The following is a 17,370-nucleotide window of genomic DNA, read 5'->3' as shown; positions in this document are numbered from 1 at the left end:
CTATCAAGCTGTCATTGGAAAGAGAAAAAGCTAAATTAGCTTTATTGATATCGATATGTAACAATTTGATAAAACAGCACGATATATGGGGTTGTTGACACTGCCTATCATTTCTCTATTAAGATTTTATAACTCATTTCATCAAAAGTGCGGTCTGTTTTTTTAATGTTTTGAAACTTATAGAAAATAAACCTCACTTTGATTGTTCTTGTTAATACACTCTGAACTACAATAAGTTTCTCATTGCTTTTTTGTGAAGTATATATATCATATCATTTATTTTTATGGTTTATTAAGAGTAAATGTAATGTATACATCAAATTTTTCTAATTTATTACTAAATGTAGATAGTTATAAAGCATCACACTGGTTGCAATATCCACCTAATACAGAGTACATTTCTTATTATATTGAAGCACGTGGAGGAGACCTCGATGTTTTATTCTTTGGTTTACAGGCATTTATCAAAGAATACTTACTTACTCCGATCACGAATAATGATATTGATGAGGCAGAAACTGTCTTCACTGCGCACGGTCTTCCATTTAATCGCCAAGGTTGGCAACGCTTATTAGATAAGCATCAAGGCTTATTACCCATTAAAATTGAAGCTGTCCCAGAAGGGACTGTTTTACCTGTTGGAAACGTAGTATGTCAAATTGTAAATACTGATCCTGAGTTTTTTTGGTTAGTCGGCTATTTAGAAACCGCATTATTACGAGCAATTTGGTATCCCTCTACTGTGGCAAGTGTATCATATTACTGTAAGCAAAAAATTAAAGCAGCATTAGAAAAAACGGCTGATAGTTTAGATGGTATGGGTTTCAAATTACACGATTTTGGTGCACGTGGTGCTTCAAGTTTAGAAACTGTTGCGTTAGGTGGTTTAGCTCATTTGGTAAATTTTATGGGAACTGACAGTGTATCAGCACTTATCGCTGCAAAGCGGTGGTATAACGCTACTACAATGCCCGCTTTTTCGATTCCTGCAGCAGAACATAGCACAATGACTTCTTGGGGCAAAGAACGAGAAGTCGATGCCTATCGTAATATGGTTGAGCAATTTGCAGGTACCAATAAAACTTATGCTGTTGTGTCAGATAGCTATGATCTTTGGAATGCTTTGGAAAATATTTGGGGTGTGGAACTAAAAGAGCTTGTGGAATTAAAAGGAGGTACTTTGGTCGTTCGCCCAGATAGCGGAGATCCTGTCAAAGTGGTTTGTCGCACTTTGGAGATTTTAGCAGAAAAATTTGGTACTACTGTAAATAACAAGGGCTATAAAGTATTGCCTGACTGTGTACGAGTTATTCAAGGTGACGGTATTAATTTAAATTCGTTAGGCAAAATTCTTGATGCAATTATTGCTCTCGGCTTTAGCGTAGAAAATGTTGCTTTTGGTATGGGGGGCGGTCTATTACAACAAGTCAATCGTGATACGATGGGTTGGGCAATGAAAGCAAGTGCGGTCAAAATTGATGGTGAATGGCGCGCTATTTGTAAAGATCCAATTACTAGCCAAGCAAAACGATCGAAGAAAGGATTATTAGCATTAATTAAACAAGATGGGCATTGGGAAACAATTAATCAAAGTCAACTATCAGATAAAATAAATCAATTACGCCCTGTTTTTGTTGACGGAAAATTATTAGTCGATGAAGACCTTGATACTATTAGAAAACGTACTGAAAGTTATTTATTAAAACCTTAATATTTTATCTAATCTAATTTTTATTGAGCCGCAGGTTAGCGGCTTTTAGATTTTTATACTAAATTTATTTTGTTTTTATTGTGTTTAATTTCTAATTTATTACTCTAAATATAATTAATTATTCTGATTTTATTTTGTTCATTTAGATTAAAAAAAGTTCGGATAGAAATGAAATTTATTATTTTTTTTGTGAAAAATAAATTTATCATTATATAATCCTGCCCGCATTATATTTCTATAATTTTTTTATTCAAATAGAAGGATCGAAAATGAATAAATTAACGTCTATGACAAAATTGTCAATTTGTATTGCCTTAAGTGTAGCCTCTTATTCTGCATCAGCTTCAACTTCAACTTCAACATCTCAACCTGCTCCCGCACCAGAGAATCTTGCCCAAAATGTTAGCAACCTGGTCTATCATAGTGCACAATTGCCTATTGTTGTTTATAAGCACAAGGACATCATTGGTAAGTTAGTACGTGGTGAGGTAGTAAATCCTTCTAATGGATTATTAGGCACACTTTTAAGTGGAACTGCAAGTTTATTCAATGGAGATTTAGGAAAATTAGTTAAATTATCAAGTGATCTTGGTTCACATTTTAAAGGAATTCAGGAAAATATCTCCGCTATTAAATCTTCAGCTGAAAAAAGTTTGCCAAATGCTGTCGTTAATTTAATCTCAAATACGCCAGGTCAAATTTATACCACAGTAAATAATACTTTAGATTATGTTGCTGATGCGACAGTAGAAAGAAGTAAAATTTATCAAAAAGAAAAAAATAAACTGATAGAAAATAATAAAGAACTTTCTGATAAAGTTATTTTTCTTGAAAAGATAGCTAAAGAGATTGCAATAAAAAATAAAAAATTAGAACAAGATAGTGAGGCTTTAAAAACTAAAAATACAGAGGTAGAAGAATTAAGAAAAGAGATAGAGAAAACGAAAGAGTTGTTAGCTAATATTAAACAAACTCAAGAAAGTACGGAAGTTGTAAAAGCTGAATCAACAGAAAATAATAAAGAAAAAGAAAGGGCAGCTGTTGAGCCTAAATCTGCAGAAAAAGAGAAGGTTGAAAGAAATACAGCAACCGATATTCAAAACGAGAACATTGTTAATTCTCTGCAGAAAGAAATACAAGTGTCCCCTTTAGCTGCTCAATATATGGTGCAAAGCGAGCAACAATTAAAAGAAGTTCGTAATGATGTAGCAAAATTGCAGCATAAATATCATCAGCTACAGAATACTATACAAGAAAATAGGAATCTAAGCAGTCGTGGTATTGCTAGCATTGCTGCAATGGCAAATATTCCTGTGCCAGCAGTTGCAGGAAAAACGACTATTGGTGCTGGTGTAGGGCATTTTGATAGTAAGAATGCCATTGCAGTCGGTTTATCTAGTTATTATCAAAATGGAACTGCTGTTAAGGTTTCATTAGGTACAGCAGGATCAAATGTGGCATTTGGTGGCGGGATATCTTACTCTTTTTAATTTTCATATATTGATATAATTAAAAGCTATTCAATATTTAATCCATTTCCTTGAACTGAGTTTGTGCTTGAAGTCGTGAGGAAATGGATTTTTTTATGAAAATAAAATCATAGGGAAGAAACTGCTACTAATATCGTTTTAGTAGCAGGTCTCAATTAGTATATTATTTTTAAATTATTGCAATAATGAAATATCAGCGACTTGTAAGAATAAATTACGTAAATTATTCAGGATAGCTAAACGGTTTTGACGTAATTTTTGATCTTCTACGTTCACCATTACGTTATCGAAGAATGTATCCACTGGCTCACGTAATGCAGCTAAACGATCCAATGCCACTTGGTATTCACCTTTGGCAAATAATGGGGTAAGTTCCGCTTGTAGTGCAATAACTTGTTCTGCCAACACTTTTTCCGTATTTTCAACGCATAATACAGTATCAATAGTTGCAGGTAATTCCCCTTCAACTTTCGCTAAAATATTACTTACACGCTTATTAGCTGCTGCTAAAGCTTCTGCTGCCTCTAACGTACGGAAGTGTGATACCGCACGTACACGGGCATCAAAATCTGATGGTTTGGTTGGACGACGTGCTAAGACTGATTGAATTACATCCACCGCAATACCTTCATCTTGATACCATGCACGGAAACGACCAAGCATAAAGTCCACAACTTCTTCTACAACGTTGGCATTTGTGAGTCTGTCGCCGAAAAGTGCGGCTGATTTTTTCACAATTTCTTCAAGATCGAGTGGTAGGTTTTTCTCAACAATAATACGTAACACACCTAATGCCGCACGACGTAAAGCAAATGGGTCTGCGCTACCTTTTGGTTGTTGACCGATCCCGAAAATACCTGTCAATGTGTCAAATTTATCTGCTAATGCTACTGCACTTGCCACTAAGGATTTTGGCAATTCATCGCCTGCAAAACGTGGCATATATTGTTCATTTAATGCTACAGCCACTTCTTCATCTTCACCATCATGACGGGCATAGTGCATTCCCATTACGCCTTGGGTGTCGGTAAATTCAAACACCATATTGGTCATCAAGTCGCATTTGGAGAGCAAACCTGCTCGTTTCGCTTTGGTTTCATCTGCACCAATTTGTTTCGCAATTTCACCTGCAAGTTGTTCAATGCGAGCGGTTTTATCACGTAATGTACCAAGTTGTTGTTGGAATAATACGGTTTCTAAGCGTGGTAATTGATCTTCTAAACGTTGTTTTAAGTCGGTTTTGAAGAAGAACTCCGCATCGGTTAAACGTGGGCGAACCACTTTTTCATTCCCTTCGATGATTTTACTTGGATCTTCAGGGTTGATGTTCGATACAAAAATAAAGTGCGGTAATAATTTGCCCTCTTTGTCATAAATTGGGAAATATTTTTGGTCGCCTTTCATGGTGTAAACTAAGGCTTCCGCAGGCACGGCAAGGAAACGTTCTTCAAACTTCGCTGCCAAGACATTTGGATATTCCACAAGTGAAGTCACTTCATCAAGTAAGTCTTCTTCAATATCAGCCACACCACCAAGTGCGGTCGCTTTTTCTTGTGCTTTTGCCAAAATTAACGCTTTACGCTCATTGAAATCAGCCACTACTGAGCCTTTTTCTTTTAATAGCGCAGGGTATTGATCTGCGTGTGAAATTTGGAATTCATGCTCACCAAGGAAACGGTGACCACGAATTGTTGTACCACTTGTGACACCTAAAATTTCGCCTTCGATTAATTCATCACCAAGTAACATCGTTACAGTGTGAACTGGGCGAATAAATTGCACAGTTTTGTCCGCCCAACGCATTGGTTTTGGAATAGGTAATTTTGCTAATGCATTTGCAACGATATCTTTAAGTAGATTTTTGGTTGGTTGACCTTCGATAGTTGCACGATGAACTAACCATTCGCCTTTATCAGTCGCAATGCGTTCTGCTTGCTCAACATTGATCCCACAACCACGCGCCCATCCTTCTGCCGCCTTAGTTGGCTTGCCTTCAGAATCAAATGCCGCAGACACCGCAGGACCACGTTTTTCAATTTGCTTGCTTGGTTGGCTAGTGGCTAAACCTAACACTTTCACTGCTAAACGACGTGGTGCCGCAAACCATTCTACTTTGTCAAAGGTTAAACCCGCTTGGTTTAACTCTAATTCCACGTTCTCTGCAAATGCAGTTGCTAATTTCTTGAGCGCCTTCGGTGGCAGCTCTTCAGTGCCGATCTCGGCGAGGAAGTTTTGTGTTGTCATTTGGTTTCTCTTTATTAATATTGTGTAAAACACAATTAATTTTAAATTTCTAGTATTTGATAGTATTTGTTTCTTGAAGAATACATTTATTTTGTACTCATCAGGTTATAGGTCCTATATTGAAGAATAATCACTTGGTTATTCGTATTTTAGATTAAGATTAATAAAAAAATTTAATTCTCTGGATTAAAAGATTCCCAAATCTTCTTTGCATCATTTTCGAGCTCAATATAAGATTTATTCAAGAGAGGAGTTCTTATATTTTTGTTATTATCGTCTCTTTCAATGATAGTTCCATCTTTATCTTTACGGCGGAGTTTAGTCCCTGTTCCTAAGCTCATAGAGAAAAGATCTAAAAATCGTCTAGGGCCAACACCGATAAAAGGTTCAAAAATCACTTTATTTGTTGATTTTTTATCATCTAGGTTAGTTTGTAATTCTATTGAGTCATTATGAAATTCAAGTGCTTTACTTTTTGGATATGGTTCTACGTATACAACTCTATTAATACCACTAGCAATAATATGTTTGGCACAATTGTGGCAAGGAAATGTCGTACAATACAATATAGCTTCTTTTGTTGAAATACCTTCTCTTGAACAAGATAGAATTGCCTCCATCTCAGCATGCACAACTCTACCAAATTCAGTTAAATCTGAAATTTCACTCTCCTTTAAAATTGATTTAAGTATTTCTAGTTTATCTGCCTCAAGAAGAGCTTTCTCTTTAACATTTTTTAATATATTTTCAATGATATTTCTTTGGCTTTGCTTATTCTGATCTATACTTCTTTTATAATCACGGCCTAATTCTTGATCTTTTACTTCACCATTTTTATCTTTTTCAGCCCAATAAAGTCCTCCTCCAAATCTAGGGACATCATTAGCTCCAGTAGAAAGAATTTGATTACTTCTACTAATTACAGCTCCTACTTGACGGGAGAGATCTGCAGATCTTACAGAACTATTGAAGGCCATAAACATAGCATATTCATCAAATGTTGGTGTTTTATAAGGATCAGAAAAAATTAATTCCAAGAATCTCTGAATAGTATTTTTAACCTGTTTTTCGTTATCACTTAAATTTAAGAAAAAATCAGATAAATGATAAGTATCCCTTGTTTTTTGACCATGTTTTTTATCTTCATTTTCATCAATTTTAATTAACTCATCAGCTTTATTGGGCTCACAGTGCTTATCTTTTTCTAAGTATTCTTTTCTACTAGGTTTATCCGAATGGATACCAAATAAATAAAAACCATCTCCGTATATTTTTCTTAGCAGCTCAACTTCATCTGGGTGTTTGAGGGAATTTATAATGTAAGCGTTTTTCTTTGTATTTTTATGATGTCTTAGTTCCTTTATTTTTACGGCGCTTGCAATAGCAAGGATGGAGTTATTATTACTTTTTTCTCTAAATAAATCACCTTTCTCCATAAAGTGAAATATTCTTTCGTCCTCCCTAATATCTTGATTAGGCTTAGGTAAAAACTGAGAGACTCTAATTTCTTCTACGGAATAACCAAATCCTGCTAAGCGATCTTTTAATGGTGTTATTATACGATGTGAAGGAGTGCCTACCGAACTAACAATACCGATAATAAGCTCACTATCATTAATTTTTGTTTCTGGTAATAAATAATTATCTTTATTAGTCGTACTGATAAAATGATTATTTTCTTCTGATGCTATGCTTACATTATTAGCATAATTTTTCTGATTTTTACTTTTTTCTAAATCAAATGTTACATTCATTCCTATTGAAAGTTTTTCCCAAACGTTGGGATCGGATAGATTAGATTTGAGAAAAGTATATTCATTATTATCATCGCTTTTTAATTTTCCATATTTATTTTCGATTTTGGTAATAGTACCGTTTTGCATAGAATAATCTCCCATACGACTTATCTAGTAAATCTACTTTTTCTCATTTTACTGCCAAATGCAATTTGTGTTTTAATATTTCTTAGTTAGCAATAGAATTATATACTTGCTGACAGTAGTAACTTAAAATGCCCATTTTCTTCTAATGGGGCTTTGAGTTTTATGGCAATATCAACTCATCCACTATTTCGGTTGCGTATTCTTTAACTCAATATACTTCTCATTCATCTTCACTGCCCACTCAACTAAGTGCGGTGTGATTTCGCGAAGATTCACGCCGAGTTTTTCACCACGTAAGGCGTACCAATCAATTAAGCAGACTGCAGAAATTGTGCCGAGATTTAATTCATCACCAAATTGTGCAAGGTAACGTTCCAATTCTTTGAAGCTACGAATATTACGCTCAGTTAATTGTTGATGACGAGCTGTCCACCATTCATTTTCGGGACGGAGCAAACGTTCAGAAATAATTGGTAAGGTGTTTTCCATAATGCCGTCTGTTAACGCGTGCAGTTGTAATACTTTCCAACGTTTGCTATCTCGAGGCAGTAAATGACGCTCTGGCTGATTTTGTGCACCGAGATGATCGAGATATTCACAAATCACATGGCTGTTATATAGCCACTCACCGTTATCTATTTGTAACGCAGGGACACGACCAAGCGGGTTATCTTGGTTATGAGGTGAGTTTGGATCAAAAGACGACTGAATTGTTTGCAATTCAATTTGATCTTCAAGTTGATGATGTTTAATCACCGCCATCACTTTGCGTACATAAGGGCTGGTGTTGGAATGCCAGAGTTTCATTTTTTGCTCCTAATTTTTAGCCGAAAATGTGTTGTAGCTGGTCGATATCTAAAATCACAGTTTCATCTGCTAACAACAAAGCTGGAATGCCGATATAACCATTCGCTTTTGCTTGTTCAAATGCGGAATGGCTATCACGCAATCTTAAGAAACGTTTGAAATTTGCCATTGATGACATAATTTCAACTGCTTCATATTCCATATTTAAGCGGTTTAGCTCTGCCACAAATGCCGTTGTATCTGGGCAGAGGTTAGCGAAGAATAAAACCGGTTTGCTCATCTTGAAAATTCCTAAAAATAGACCGCACTTTATTTACAACCCGGGAAACCTAACGCTTCGCGGCTTGCGTAGTAAGCTTCAGCAACACCTTTGGTTAAGGCTCGAATGCGTAAAATGTAGCGTTGGCGTTCGGTTACTGAGATTGCCTTGCGCGCATCTAATAAGTTGAAGCTGTGAGCCGCTTTTAAAATGCGTTCGTAAGCGGGTAATGGTAACGGTTTTTCTAACGCTAATAATTCGCTTGCTTCTTTTTCGTATTGATCGAAGCAGTAGAATAAGAAATCAGTATTTGCGTATTCAAAGTTGTAGGTAGATTGTTCCACTTCGTTTTGGTGGAATACATCGCCATAGGTAGTTTTGCCGAGTGGACCATCAGACCAAACGAGATCGTACACGCTGTCTACGCCTTGAATGTACATCGCCAAACGTTCTAAACCGTAGGTAATTTCGCCTGTCACAGGTTTACATTCTAAGCCACCGACTTGTTGGAAATAGGTAAATTGGGTTACTTCCATACCATTTAACCAGACTTCCCAGCCTAACCCCCACGCACCTAAGGTTGGGTTTTCCCAGTTATCTTCCACGAAACGAATGTCGTTTTGTGTTGGGTCGAAACCGAGCATTTTTAAACTGTCTAAATAGAGTTCTTGAATGTTATCTGGCGAAGGTTTAATCACCACTTGGAATTGGTAGTAATGTTGTAGGCGGTTTGGGTTTTCGCCATAGCGACCGTCTGTTGGGCGGCGTGAAGGCTGAACATAAGCAAATGCCATTGGCTCAGGGCCTAAGGCTCGAAGTGCGGTCATTGGGTGTGAAGTTCCAGCGCCCACTTCCATATCAAATGGTTGAACAATTGTTGCACCTTGTTTTGCCCAATAATCTTGTAAGGCAAGGATCATACCTTGGAAAGTTTTTACATTGAATGTTGTCATAATTTTTTCTTTATAAAATTAGATTAAAAATAAATAGCAAAATACGCCCTATTATAGGGGAAAGTGTGTAATGGATAAAGAGTATTCTGTGCATTCAACAATGCAATGAACAAAAGGAGAAAAGTGCGGTGGGTTTTATAAGCTTTTTTATATTTTCTTGTTGATATTATGTTAGATTTGCTGTTTTAATGTACACTTATCAATGCGTTATTTTTTATTTAAAGGAAAGAGTAAATGATGTATCAATGGCTATTAGCATTAAAAAAACCAAGTAATAAATTGTGGGTGACCGCAACAGGATGGGCAGTAATTACGGCTATTTTTGTGTTTTCACTGCGTTTGGGCGCGCGAATAATTGAGGCGGGTTCATTACCACATATTGAACAAGAAACTCTAGAAAGTTTATTAAATGTAATTGCTTCTAGTATGTTAGCGGTCACTACATTTTCTTTATCCATTATGGTTTCAGCATTTGCTTCAGCATCAAGTGGTGCAACACCACGAGCAACGGATTTAGTCATGGGGGATAGCACAACACGCACCGCTATCACTAGTTTTATTTGTGCATTTATTTATGCGATCATCGCAAGAACTGCACTAGGTATGGCGTTTTATGAGCAAAACGGACGCTTTATTTTATTTATCAGTACTATTGCGGTGCTGTTGTATTTGATCGTGACCTTAATTCGATGGGTATATACCTTGTCTCAACTAGGTCGTTTGGGTAATACGTTAGAAAAAATCGAGCAAGTGACGGAAAAATCTTTAAGACAATACCGTATTTCACCAATGATGGGAGCCGTTTCTACACATCAATTTGGTACTCAATTACAACTATTAGAGGCAAATTCAAGTGGTTATTTAACCCATATTGATATGCAAGCCTTACAACGTAAAGCGGAGGGGGCAGAGGCTTATATTCATATTTGTGTGCGTCCAGGTGAGTTAATTTCGCCTGATACTGTGCTTTGTAAAATAGAAACTCAAAATGAAATTGATCTCAAGGATTTACGTAATTGTTTTGTGTTTGCCAAAGGGCGTACTTTTGATCAAGATCCAAGTTGGGGCTTTATTGTATTAAGTGAAGCAGGACAACGGGCACTTTCTGCCGCAGTCAATGATCCAGGCACAGCAATTAATATTATGGCAATGATGATGGGGTTATTAGTCAAAAAAGAAGAGGATATACCTGAAGATAAGACGGAATATGATCGCCTATCAATTATTCCTTTAGATTGCGATGAGTGGATTCGTGATGCTTTTGCTCCCCTTTCACGTGATGGTGCAGGGGTTTTAGAAGTGAATCTGGTGATGCAAAAGGTGCTAGCAAGTATTTGGCGTAACTCACCAGATAGAGAAGTTGCAGTGGCAGCATTGAATATGGCGAAACAAGCCTTTGAGCGAGCTTGCCAGTCATTGGATTTGCAGTCAGATATTCAAATATTAACGAAAAAACACCAAGATTTATTTAAGAGTGTAAATTAAAGTCTAACCTAAATAAGGTTTGTCTAAAGAATTTATAACGGATGGTTGAAACTTCCGCTATAATGACCGCACTTTTAGGTAAATGAAATCAAAATTGAAGGAAGTTACGATGCAAAATCCAAAAGATGATGTTCTTTATGCGCCGATTGAATGGCAAGATTGTAGCGCAGGTTACACTGACATTCTTTATCATAAATCTGAAGATGGGATTGCAAAAATCACCATTAACCGTCCAGAAGTACGCAATGCATTTCGACCACAAACTGTCAAAGAAATGATCCAAGCGTTTTCTGATGCACGTTTTGATGAAAAAATCGGTGTGATCGTATTGACTGGACAAGGTGAAAAGGCATTCTGTTCGGGAGGCGATCAAAAAGTACGTGGTGACTACGGTGGTTATAAAGATGATAGCGGTGTTCACCATTTAAATGTATTGGATTTCCAACGTGATATTCGTACTTGTCCAAAACCAGTTGTAGCGATGGTGGCAGGTTATGCAATCGGTGGTGGACACGTATTACATATGATTTGTGATTTAACGATTGCTGCTGAAAATGCTATTTTCGGTCAAACTGGTCCGAAAGTAGGGTCATTTGATGGTGGTTGGGGGGCAAGTTATATGGCTCGCATTGTTGGGCAGAAAAAAGCACGTGAAATTTGGTTCTTATGCCGTCAATACAATGCAAAAGAAGCATTAGAAATGGGATTAGTGAATACCGTTGTACCTTACGCTGATTTAGAAAAAGAAACAGTACGTTGGTGTCGTGAAATGCTACGCAACAGCCCGATCGCATTACGTTGCTTAAAAGCAGCATTGAATGCAGACTGTGATGGTCAATCAGGCTTACAAGAATTAGCGGGCAATGCAACAATGTTGTTCTATATGACAGAAGAGGGCCAAGAAGGTCGCAATGCGTTTAATGAGAAACGTGCTCCGGACTTCAGTAAGTTTAAACGTAATCCATAACCCTCAAGTGCGGTTAAAATTTTGAAAAATTTGACCGCACTTTTGCAATATAGAGGAATCAAGTCGATGTTTTCTTGGAAAAAAGTCCTATTCGGTGGCTTGGCAATGGTGTTGTCTTTAGTGGTGTTATTTGTTGCAGGAATGGTCTTTTTAACCCTTGATCCGAAAGATAACTGTTTAGATTATGGTGGTCGCTATAACGAAGTGACCCAAACTTGTGAAAAATAACAATGATCAGAAAATTTCAGTTATATAAATATTCAATTCCGGTTGATAGCCAGCTGATTTTGCGTAATCGCTTTTTAAAAAAACGTGAAGGTATTTTAGTTCAAGTCTCTTGTGATGATGCTCAAGGTTGGGGTGAGATCGCACCGTTACCTGAGTTTAGCAAGGAAACCTTAGAACAGGCGCTTGAGCAAACTATTGATTGGTTAAAAGAATGGACGAATGCGAGTGGTAAATTACCTTTAGAACATTTGTATCCCTCTGTGGCGTTTGGTTTAAGTTGTGCGCTAGCAGAAATGAAAGGATTATTAATTGAAGAAGGAAATTATCAAATTGCACCACTTTGTTATGGTGACCCGGACGAGCTTTATGAACCATTAAACCAAATGCAAGGCGAAAAGGTTGCAAAAATTAAAGTGGGAATGTATGAAGCAAATCGTGATGGATTGATTGCGGATATGTTGCTTGAGGCGATTCCTGACTTGCATTTGCGTCTTGATGCTAACCGCAGTTGGACACTCACGAAAGCACAAATGTTTGCGAAATATGTAAAACCAGAGCATCGAGCACGTATTCAGTTTTTAGAAGAACCTTGTAAGACACCAGCAGAAAGTTTGCAATTCGCAGAAGAAACTGGTATTGCAATTGCGTGGGACGAAACAGTGCGTGAATCTGATTTTTGTGTAGAAAAACAACCAAACTTAGCGGCTATCGTGATTAAACCGACTTTAGTCGGTTCATTGCAGCGTTGTGTGCAGTTAATTGAGCAAGCTAATAATTGTGGATTAAAAGCCGTGATCAGTTCTTCGATTGAAAGTAGCTTTGGTTTAACTCAATTGGCACGTATTGCTCAGCAGTATACACCAAATACAGTACCTGGTTTAGATACTTTAGATTTAATGGATTATCAAGTAGTGAGACGTTGGCCCGGTTCAAGGTTACCAGTGGCAGATTTTGATTCAGAGTTTGTTGAACAAATCCAAGTTGACTGATAAGACCACAGAAATGCTGTTATTTCTTAAAAAATAGTTATAATCCACGACCTTGAATTAGGAATGAATTATGTCGCAAACAACACGAATTTTGCTGTTAAATGGCCCTAATCTAAATATGTTAGGGGCAAGAGAGCCAAAACATTATGGCAGTTTGTCTTTGAGTACAATTGAGCAAAATGTACAAGCATTAGCAAAACAGCACAATGTGTTGTTGGATTGTTTTCAGTCAAACAGTGAAGAAAAATTAATTGAGAAAATTCACCAGAGTTTTCAACAAATTGATTTCATTATTATCAATCCTGCGGCGTTTACACATACCAGTGTTGCGTTGAGAGATGCTTTATTAGCTGTTGCGATTCCTTTTGTTGAAGTACATTTATCCAATGTACATAAACGTGAACCGTTTCGTCATCATTCTTATTTTAGCGATGTGGCAGAAGGCGTCATTTGTGGTTTAGGTGCAAAAGGCTATGAGTTTGCATTAGAGTTTGCGGTAAATTTTCTGTCAAAAGAGGCTTAAGTTTTAGAAAATTGCAGAATTTTATCGCAAAATTGATGATTTTCAGGTAATCTTTCGCACGATATGTAGTATTAACAAATTTGTACTTTAAAACACTATTATGGGTGGAAAAGTGCGGTCAAAAAGTAAAAAGTTTAGGACATAGATTATGGACATTCGTAAAATTAAAAAACTGATCGAATTAGTAGAAGAGTCGGGCATTATGGAATTGGAAATCTCTGAAGGGGAAGAGTCAGTTCGTATTAATCGCGGTTCTGTTGCTCCTGCAGCTGTGCAATATAGCGTGCCTGTTCAAGCAGCGCCAGCACCAGTTGCAGCAACTCCGGTAGCTGCACCAACAGTGGCATCAGCGCCAGCTGTAAGCGCAGAGGAAATGTCTGGTCATGCAATTCGTTCACCAATGGTAGGAACTTTCTACCGTAGCCCAAGTCCAGAAGCTAAACCATTCATTGAAGTAGGACAAACTGTAAAAGTTGGTGATGCACTTTGTATCGTTGAAGCAATGAAAATGATGAACCGTATTGAAGCGGATAAAGCAGGTGTTGTGAAAGCAATCCTTATCAATGACGGTGAAGCTGTTGAGTTTGATCAAAAACTTATCATCATTGAATAATGTAATAAATCCACAATAAGCGATGCCACATCGCTTATTTCTCTATTAATCTCTTTTTAAATAGCGATATAGCTATTTAACTAAAAAGTGGAATTTTTTTATGTTAGAAAAAGTTGTTATTGCCAACCGCGGTGAAATCGCATTACGTATCTTGCGTGCGTGTAAAGAATTAGGCATTAAAACTGTTGCAGTGCACTCTACTGCAGACCGTGAATTAAAACACGTGTTACTTGCTGATGAAACAATTTGTATTGGTCCTGCACCTTCAACAAAAAGTTATTTAAATATCCCTGCTATTATTGCAGCCGCAGAAGTAACTGGCGCAGATGCCATTCACCCTGGTTATGGATTCCTTTCTGAAAATGCAGATTTTGCTGAGCAAGTAGAACGTTCAGGTTTTACTTTTATTGGTCCAACTGCGGAAGTCATTCGCTTAATGGGTGATAAAGTTTCTGCAATCAATGCAATGAAAAAATCAGGCGTGCCTTGTGTACCTGGTTCTGATGGTCCTGTTGGCACTGATATGGCGAAAAATAAAGAAATCGCAAAGCGCATTGGTTATCCTGTTATCATCAAAGCTTCAGGCGGTGGCGGTGGCCGTGGTATGCGTGTAGTACGTGAAGAAAGAGCATTAGAAGAATCTATTGCAATGACAAAAGCAGAAGCAAAAGCAGCATTTAACAATGATATGGTATATATGGAAAAATATTTAGAAAATCCACGCCATATTGAAATTCAAGTGCTTGCAGATACTCACGGCAATGCGATTTATTTAGCAGAGCGTGATTGCTCAATGCAGCGTCGCCACCAAAAAGTAGTAGAAGAAGCCCCGGCTCCGGGGATTTCAGAAGAAGTACGTCGTGATATTGGTGCTCGTTGTGCGAAAGCTTGTCTTGAAATTGGCTATCGTGGTGCGGGTACATTCGAATTCTTATATGAAAATGGTGAGTTTTATTTCATTGAGATGAATACCCGTATTCAAGTTGAGCACCCAGTAACTGAAATGATTACAGGTGTTGATCTAGTGAAAGAGCAGTTACGTATTGCAGCAGGTCTTCCAATTTCAGTGAAACAAGACGATATCAAAGTACGTGGTCACGCGATGGAATGCCGTATTAATGCGGAAGATCCAAAAACATTCTTACCTTCACCAGGTAAAGTAGAGCATCTACATTCTCCGGGTGGTTTAGGGGTACGTTGGGATTCTCACGTGTATGGTGGTTATACTGTGCCTCCGCATTATGATTCGATGATTGCTAAATTGATCACTTATGGTGATACTCGAGATGTGGCAATTCGTCGTATGCAAAATGCCCTTTCTGAAACCATCATTAGTGGTATTAAAACGAATATCCCATTACACGAGTTAATTTTAACGGACGAGAATTTCCAAAAAGGTGGTACAAATATTCACTACCTTGAGAAGAAACTTGGTATGCGTGATTAATTCACGATTAAGCTAACAATAAGAAAAGTGGAGTTATCCACTTTTCTTATTCGTTTTTTAAGGACGTTATAAAATGAATCTTAATTCGCGTTATAAGCAAGCAACGAAGGAAGCGCTATGGGCGTTTGGGTTAACCATTTTATATATGGTTGGGTGGTGTATTTTCGCCTATGGATTACCAAATACGAAAGGATTTTTAGGTTTTCCTCTCTGGTTTGAATTTTCTTGCCTTTATTTACCTATTCTCTTCACTTTTATCATTTATGCTTGTATCAAAGTTGTGTTTGTTGATATTGATTTAGAGGTGCATAAAAAAGATGAACTATAGCATTATCATTCCTTTATGCCTGTATTTATGTTTTGTATTTATAGTAGCGTATTATGCTTATGTAAAACGTCAAAAAGGTAGTTTTTTAAGTGAATATTATGTAGGGAATCGTTCCTTATCTGGTTTTGTATTAGCAATGACAACTGCGGCAACTTATGTTGGCGCAAGCTCATTTATTGGTGGCCCAGGTGCTGCATATAAATTTGGATTGGGTTGGGTATTATTAGCGATGATCCAAGTACCAGTGGTGTTGTTTACTTTAGGCGTACTCGGTAAAAAATTCGCAATGTGGGCAAGGGAAAACAAAAGTTTAACAGTGAATGATATTTTATTTGCTCGTTATAAAAGCCCAACAATTGTCCTATTAGCTGGCTTATCATTGTTGTTTTCTTTCTTCATTATGATGGCGGTACAATTCATTGGGGTTGGGCGTTTGTTAGAAACTACATTAAATATTGATTATCGTCTTGCCGTTTTGATTTTCGCCGTAACAGTTGGGATTTATACTTTTATAGGTGGATTTAGAGCAGTAGTGTTAACGGATACTATTCAAGGATTGATTATGTTGATAGGGACTTTCTTGCTCTTATTCGGTGTAATTTATGCTGGCGGTGGTGTAAGTCAAATTATTGATACGTTAGAAAGCATTGATCCTAATTTAATTACCCCTTATGGCATTGAAGCAAGACCGTTAGATTTCACATTCATGGCATCCTTCTGGGTGTTGGTGTGTTTCGGTTTATTGGGTTTACCATCCACTGTTGTGCGTGCAATGTCATATAAAAACAGTAAGGCGCTACACAGCGGTATTATTATCGGGACAGTGGTGATTGCGGTATTAATGTTGGGTATGCACTTAGCAGGTGCATTAGGTCGTGCAGTCATACCAGAGCTTTCTGTCACAGATAAGATTATTCCAACCTTGATGATTCAAGTATTACCACCAGTTGTGGCAGGGATTTTCTTAGCAGCGCCAATGGCTGCAATTATGTCATCTATTGACTCAACATTAATTCAAATGTCTTCTACTTTGATTAAAGACTTATATCTGCGTGTCAGACCCGAAGAAATTAAAAACGAAAAAAGAGTTAAACGTCTTTCTGTCTTTACAACATTATTCCTCACTATTTTAGTGACCGTGGCTACATTAAATCCACCAGATATGTTGATTTGGTTAAATTTATTCGCATTAGGTGGTCTAGAGACTACATTCTTGTGGGTCATCTTATTTGGTTTATATTGGAAAAAAGCAAATGCATATGGTGCAATTTGTTCGATGATTGTTGGTTTGGGTTCTTACATAACATTAACCGCAGCGTCAATTAAATTATTGGACTTCCACGCAATCGTACCATCACTATTGTTTGGTTTAATTGCGTTCTTACTTGCAAACAAAATTGGTGAATATAAACTCGCTAAATAAGTAAGATAATTAATGTTCAA

At 37.1% G+C, this 17,370-nt stretch carries 16 protein-coding genes; 11 read left to right on the top strand and 5 right to left on the bottom strand.

Features of this window, described 5'->3' with window-relative positions:
- Positions 1 to 307 precede the first annotated feature (307 nt).
- Together CKV78_RS06065 and CKV78_RS06060 are read left to right on the top strand one after the other, a co-directional pair.
- Complete coding sequence (locus CKV78_RS06065; protein ID WP_005762937.1) at positions 308 to 1,711, top strand: nicotinate phosphoribosyltransferase; 1,404 nt, start codon at positions 308 to 310, stop codon at positions 1,709 to 1,711.
- Positions 1,712 to 1,980: 269 nt separating this feature from the next.
- On the top strand, positions 1,981 to 3,201 hold the full coding sequence (locus CKV78_RS06060; protein WP_005762935.1) for a YadA C-terminal domain-containing protein: 1,221 nt from the start codon (positions 1,981 to 1,983) through the stop codon (positions 3,199 to 3,201).
- Positions 3,202 to 3,375: 174 nt separating this feature from the next.
- Here CKV78_RS06060 and glyS read toward each other — a convergent pair whose 3' ends face one another.
- The 5 genes from glyS to glyQ form a co-directional block, all read right to left on the bottom strand.
- Complete coding sequence (gene glyS / locus CKV78_RS06055; protein WP_005762934.1) at positions 3,376 to 5,445, bottom strand: glycine--tRNA ligase subunit beta; 2,070 nt, start codon at positions 5,443 to 5,445, stop codon at positions 3,376 to 3,378.
- Positions 5,446 to 5,618: 173 nt separating this feature from the next.
- The gene (locus CKV78_RS06050) at positions 5,619 to 7,328 is read right to left on the bottom strand and encodes an anti-phage dCTP deaminase (RefSeq protein WP_197696244.1); all 1,710 of its coding nucleotides are present in this window, start codon (positions 7,326 to 7,328) and stop codon (positions 5,619 to 5,621) included.
- 183 nt (positions 7,329 to 7,511) lie between these two features.
- On the bottom strand, positions 7,512 to 8,135 hold the full coding sequence (locus CKV78_RS06045) for a glutathione S-transferase N-terminal domain-containing protein (protein WP_005762930.1): 624 nt from the start codon (positions 8,133 to 8,135) through the stop codon (positions 7,512 to 7,514).
- Between the two features lie 16 nt (positions 8,136 to 8,151).
- Positions 8,152 to 8,415, bottom strand: a complete 264-nt coding sequence (locus tag CKV78_RS06040; protein ID WP_005762928.1) for a hypothetical protein — start codon at positions 8,413 to 8,415, stop codon at positions 8,152 to 8,154.
- A gap of 29 nt (positions 8,416 to 8,444) precedes the next feature.
- Positions 8,445 to 9,347, bottom strand: coding sequence for a glycine--tRNA ligase subunit alpha (gene glyQ / locus CKV78_RS06035; protein ID WP_005762927.1), 903 nt, complete (start codon positions 9,345 to 9,347; stop codon positions 8,445 to 8,447).
- Positions 9,348 to 9,581: 234 nt separating this feature from the next.
- On the opposite strand from glyQ, the gene CKV78_RS06030 reads away from it, so the two are divergent.
- The 9 genes from CKV78_RS06030 to panF all read left to right on the top strand — a co-directional run bounded on the left by CKV78_RS06030 (position 9,582) and on the right by panF (position 17,350).
- Positions 9,582 to 10,832: a DUF2254 domain-containing protein gene (locus CKV78_RS06030; RefSeq protein WP_005762926.1), complete on the top strand. Its 1,251-nt coding sequence runs from the start codon at positions 9,582 to 9,584 to the stop codon at positions 10,830 to 10,832.
- Between the two features lie 109 nt (positions 10,833 to 10,941).
- Complete coding sequence (gene menB / locus CKV78_RS06025; RefSeq protein WP_032855240.1) at positions 10,942 to 11,799, top strand: 1,4-dihydroxy-2-naphthoyl-CoA synthase; 858 nt, start codon at positions 10,942 to 10,944, stop codon at positions 11,797 to 11,799.
- A 66-nt stretch (positions 11,800 to 11,865) separates the two neighbouring features.
- A complete protein-coding gene (locus CKV78_RS10550) occupies positions 11,866 to 12,027 on the top strand; it encodes a hypothetical protein (RefSeq protein ID WP_005762924.1) in 162 nt (53 codons plus the stop codon).
- Positions 12,028 to 12,029: 2 nt separating this feature from the next.
- Entirely contained in the window at positions 12,030 to 13,016 is a 987-nt protein-coding gene (gene menC / locus CKV78_RS06020) for an o-succinylbenzoate synthase (RefSeq protein ID WP_005762923.1), read from the top strand.
- 70 nt (positions 13,017 to 13,086) lie between these two features.
- Positions 13,087 to 13,539, top strand: a complete 453-nt coding sequence (gene aroQ, locus CKV78_RS06015; RefSeq protein ID WP_005762922.1) for a type II 3-dehydroquinate dehydratase — start codon at positions 13,087 to 13,089, stop codon at positions 13,537 to 13,539.
- 148 nt (positions 13,540 to 13,687) lie between these two features.
- Positions 13,688 to 14,152 (top strand): acetyl-CoA carboxylase biotin carboxyl carrier protein, encoded by a 465-nt coding sequence (gene accB / locus CKV78_RS06010; RefSeq protein ID WP_005762921.1) that lies wholly within the window; start codon positions 13,688 to 13,690, stop codon positions 14,150 to 14,152.
- Positions 14,153 to 14,252: 100 nt separating this feature from the next.
- Entirely contained in the window at positions 14,253 to 15,599 is a 1,347-nt protein-coding gene (accC, locus tag CKV78_RS06005) for an acetyl-CoA carboxylase biotin carboxylase subunit (RefSeq protein ID WP_005762920.1), read from the top strand.
- 73 nt (positions 15,600 to 15,672) lie between these two features.
- Positions 15,673 to 15,927, top strand: coding sequence for a YhdT family protein (locus tag CKV78_RS06000; RefSeq protein ID WP_005762919.1), 255 nt, complete (start codon positions 15,673 to 15,675; stop codon positions 15,925 to 15,927).
- The gene (panF, locus tag CKV78_RS05995) at positions 15,917 to 17,350 is read left to right on the top strand and encodes a sodium/pantothenate symporter (protein ID WP_005762918.1); all 1,434 of its coding nucleotides are present in this window, start codon (positions 15,917 to 15,919) and stop codon (positions 17,348 to 17,350) included. The genes CKV78_RS06000 and panF overlap by 11 nt, the downstream gene beginning before the upstream one ends.
- The last annotated feature ends 20 nt before the right edge of the window (positions 17,351 to 17,370 follow it).

This window comes from Pasteurella dagmatis, assembly GCF_900186835.1.
In the GTDB taxonomy this organism is placed as follows: Bacteria; Pseudomonadota; Gammaproteobacteria; order Enterobacterales; family Pasteurellaceae; genus Pasteurella; species Pasteurella dagmatis.
Note: the sequence above shows the minus strand (reverse complement) of the source record. Positions and strands in the feature narration are given on the sequence as shown.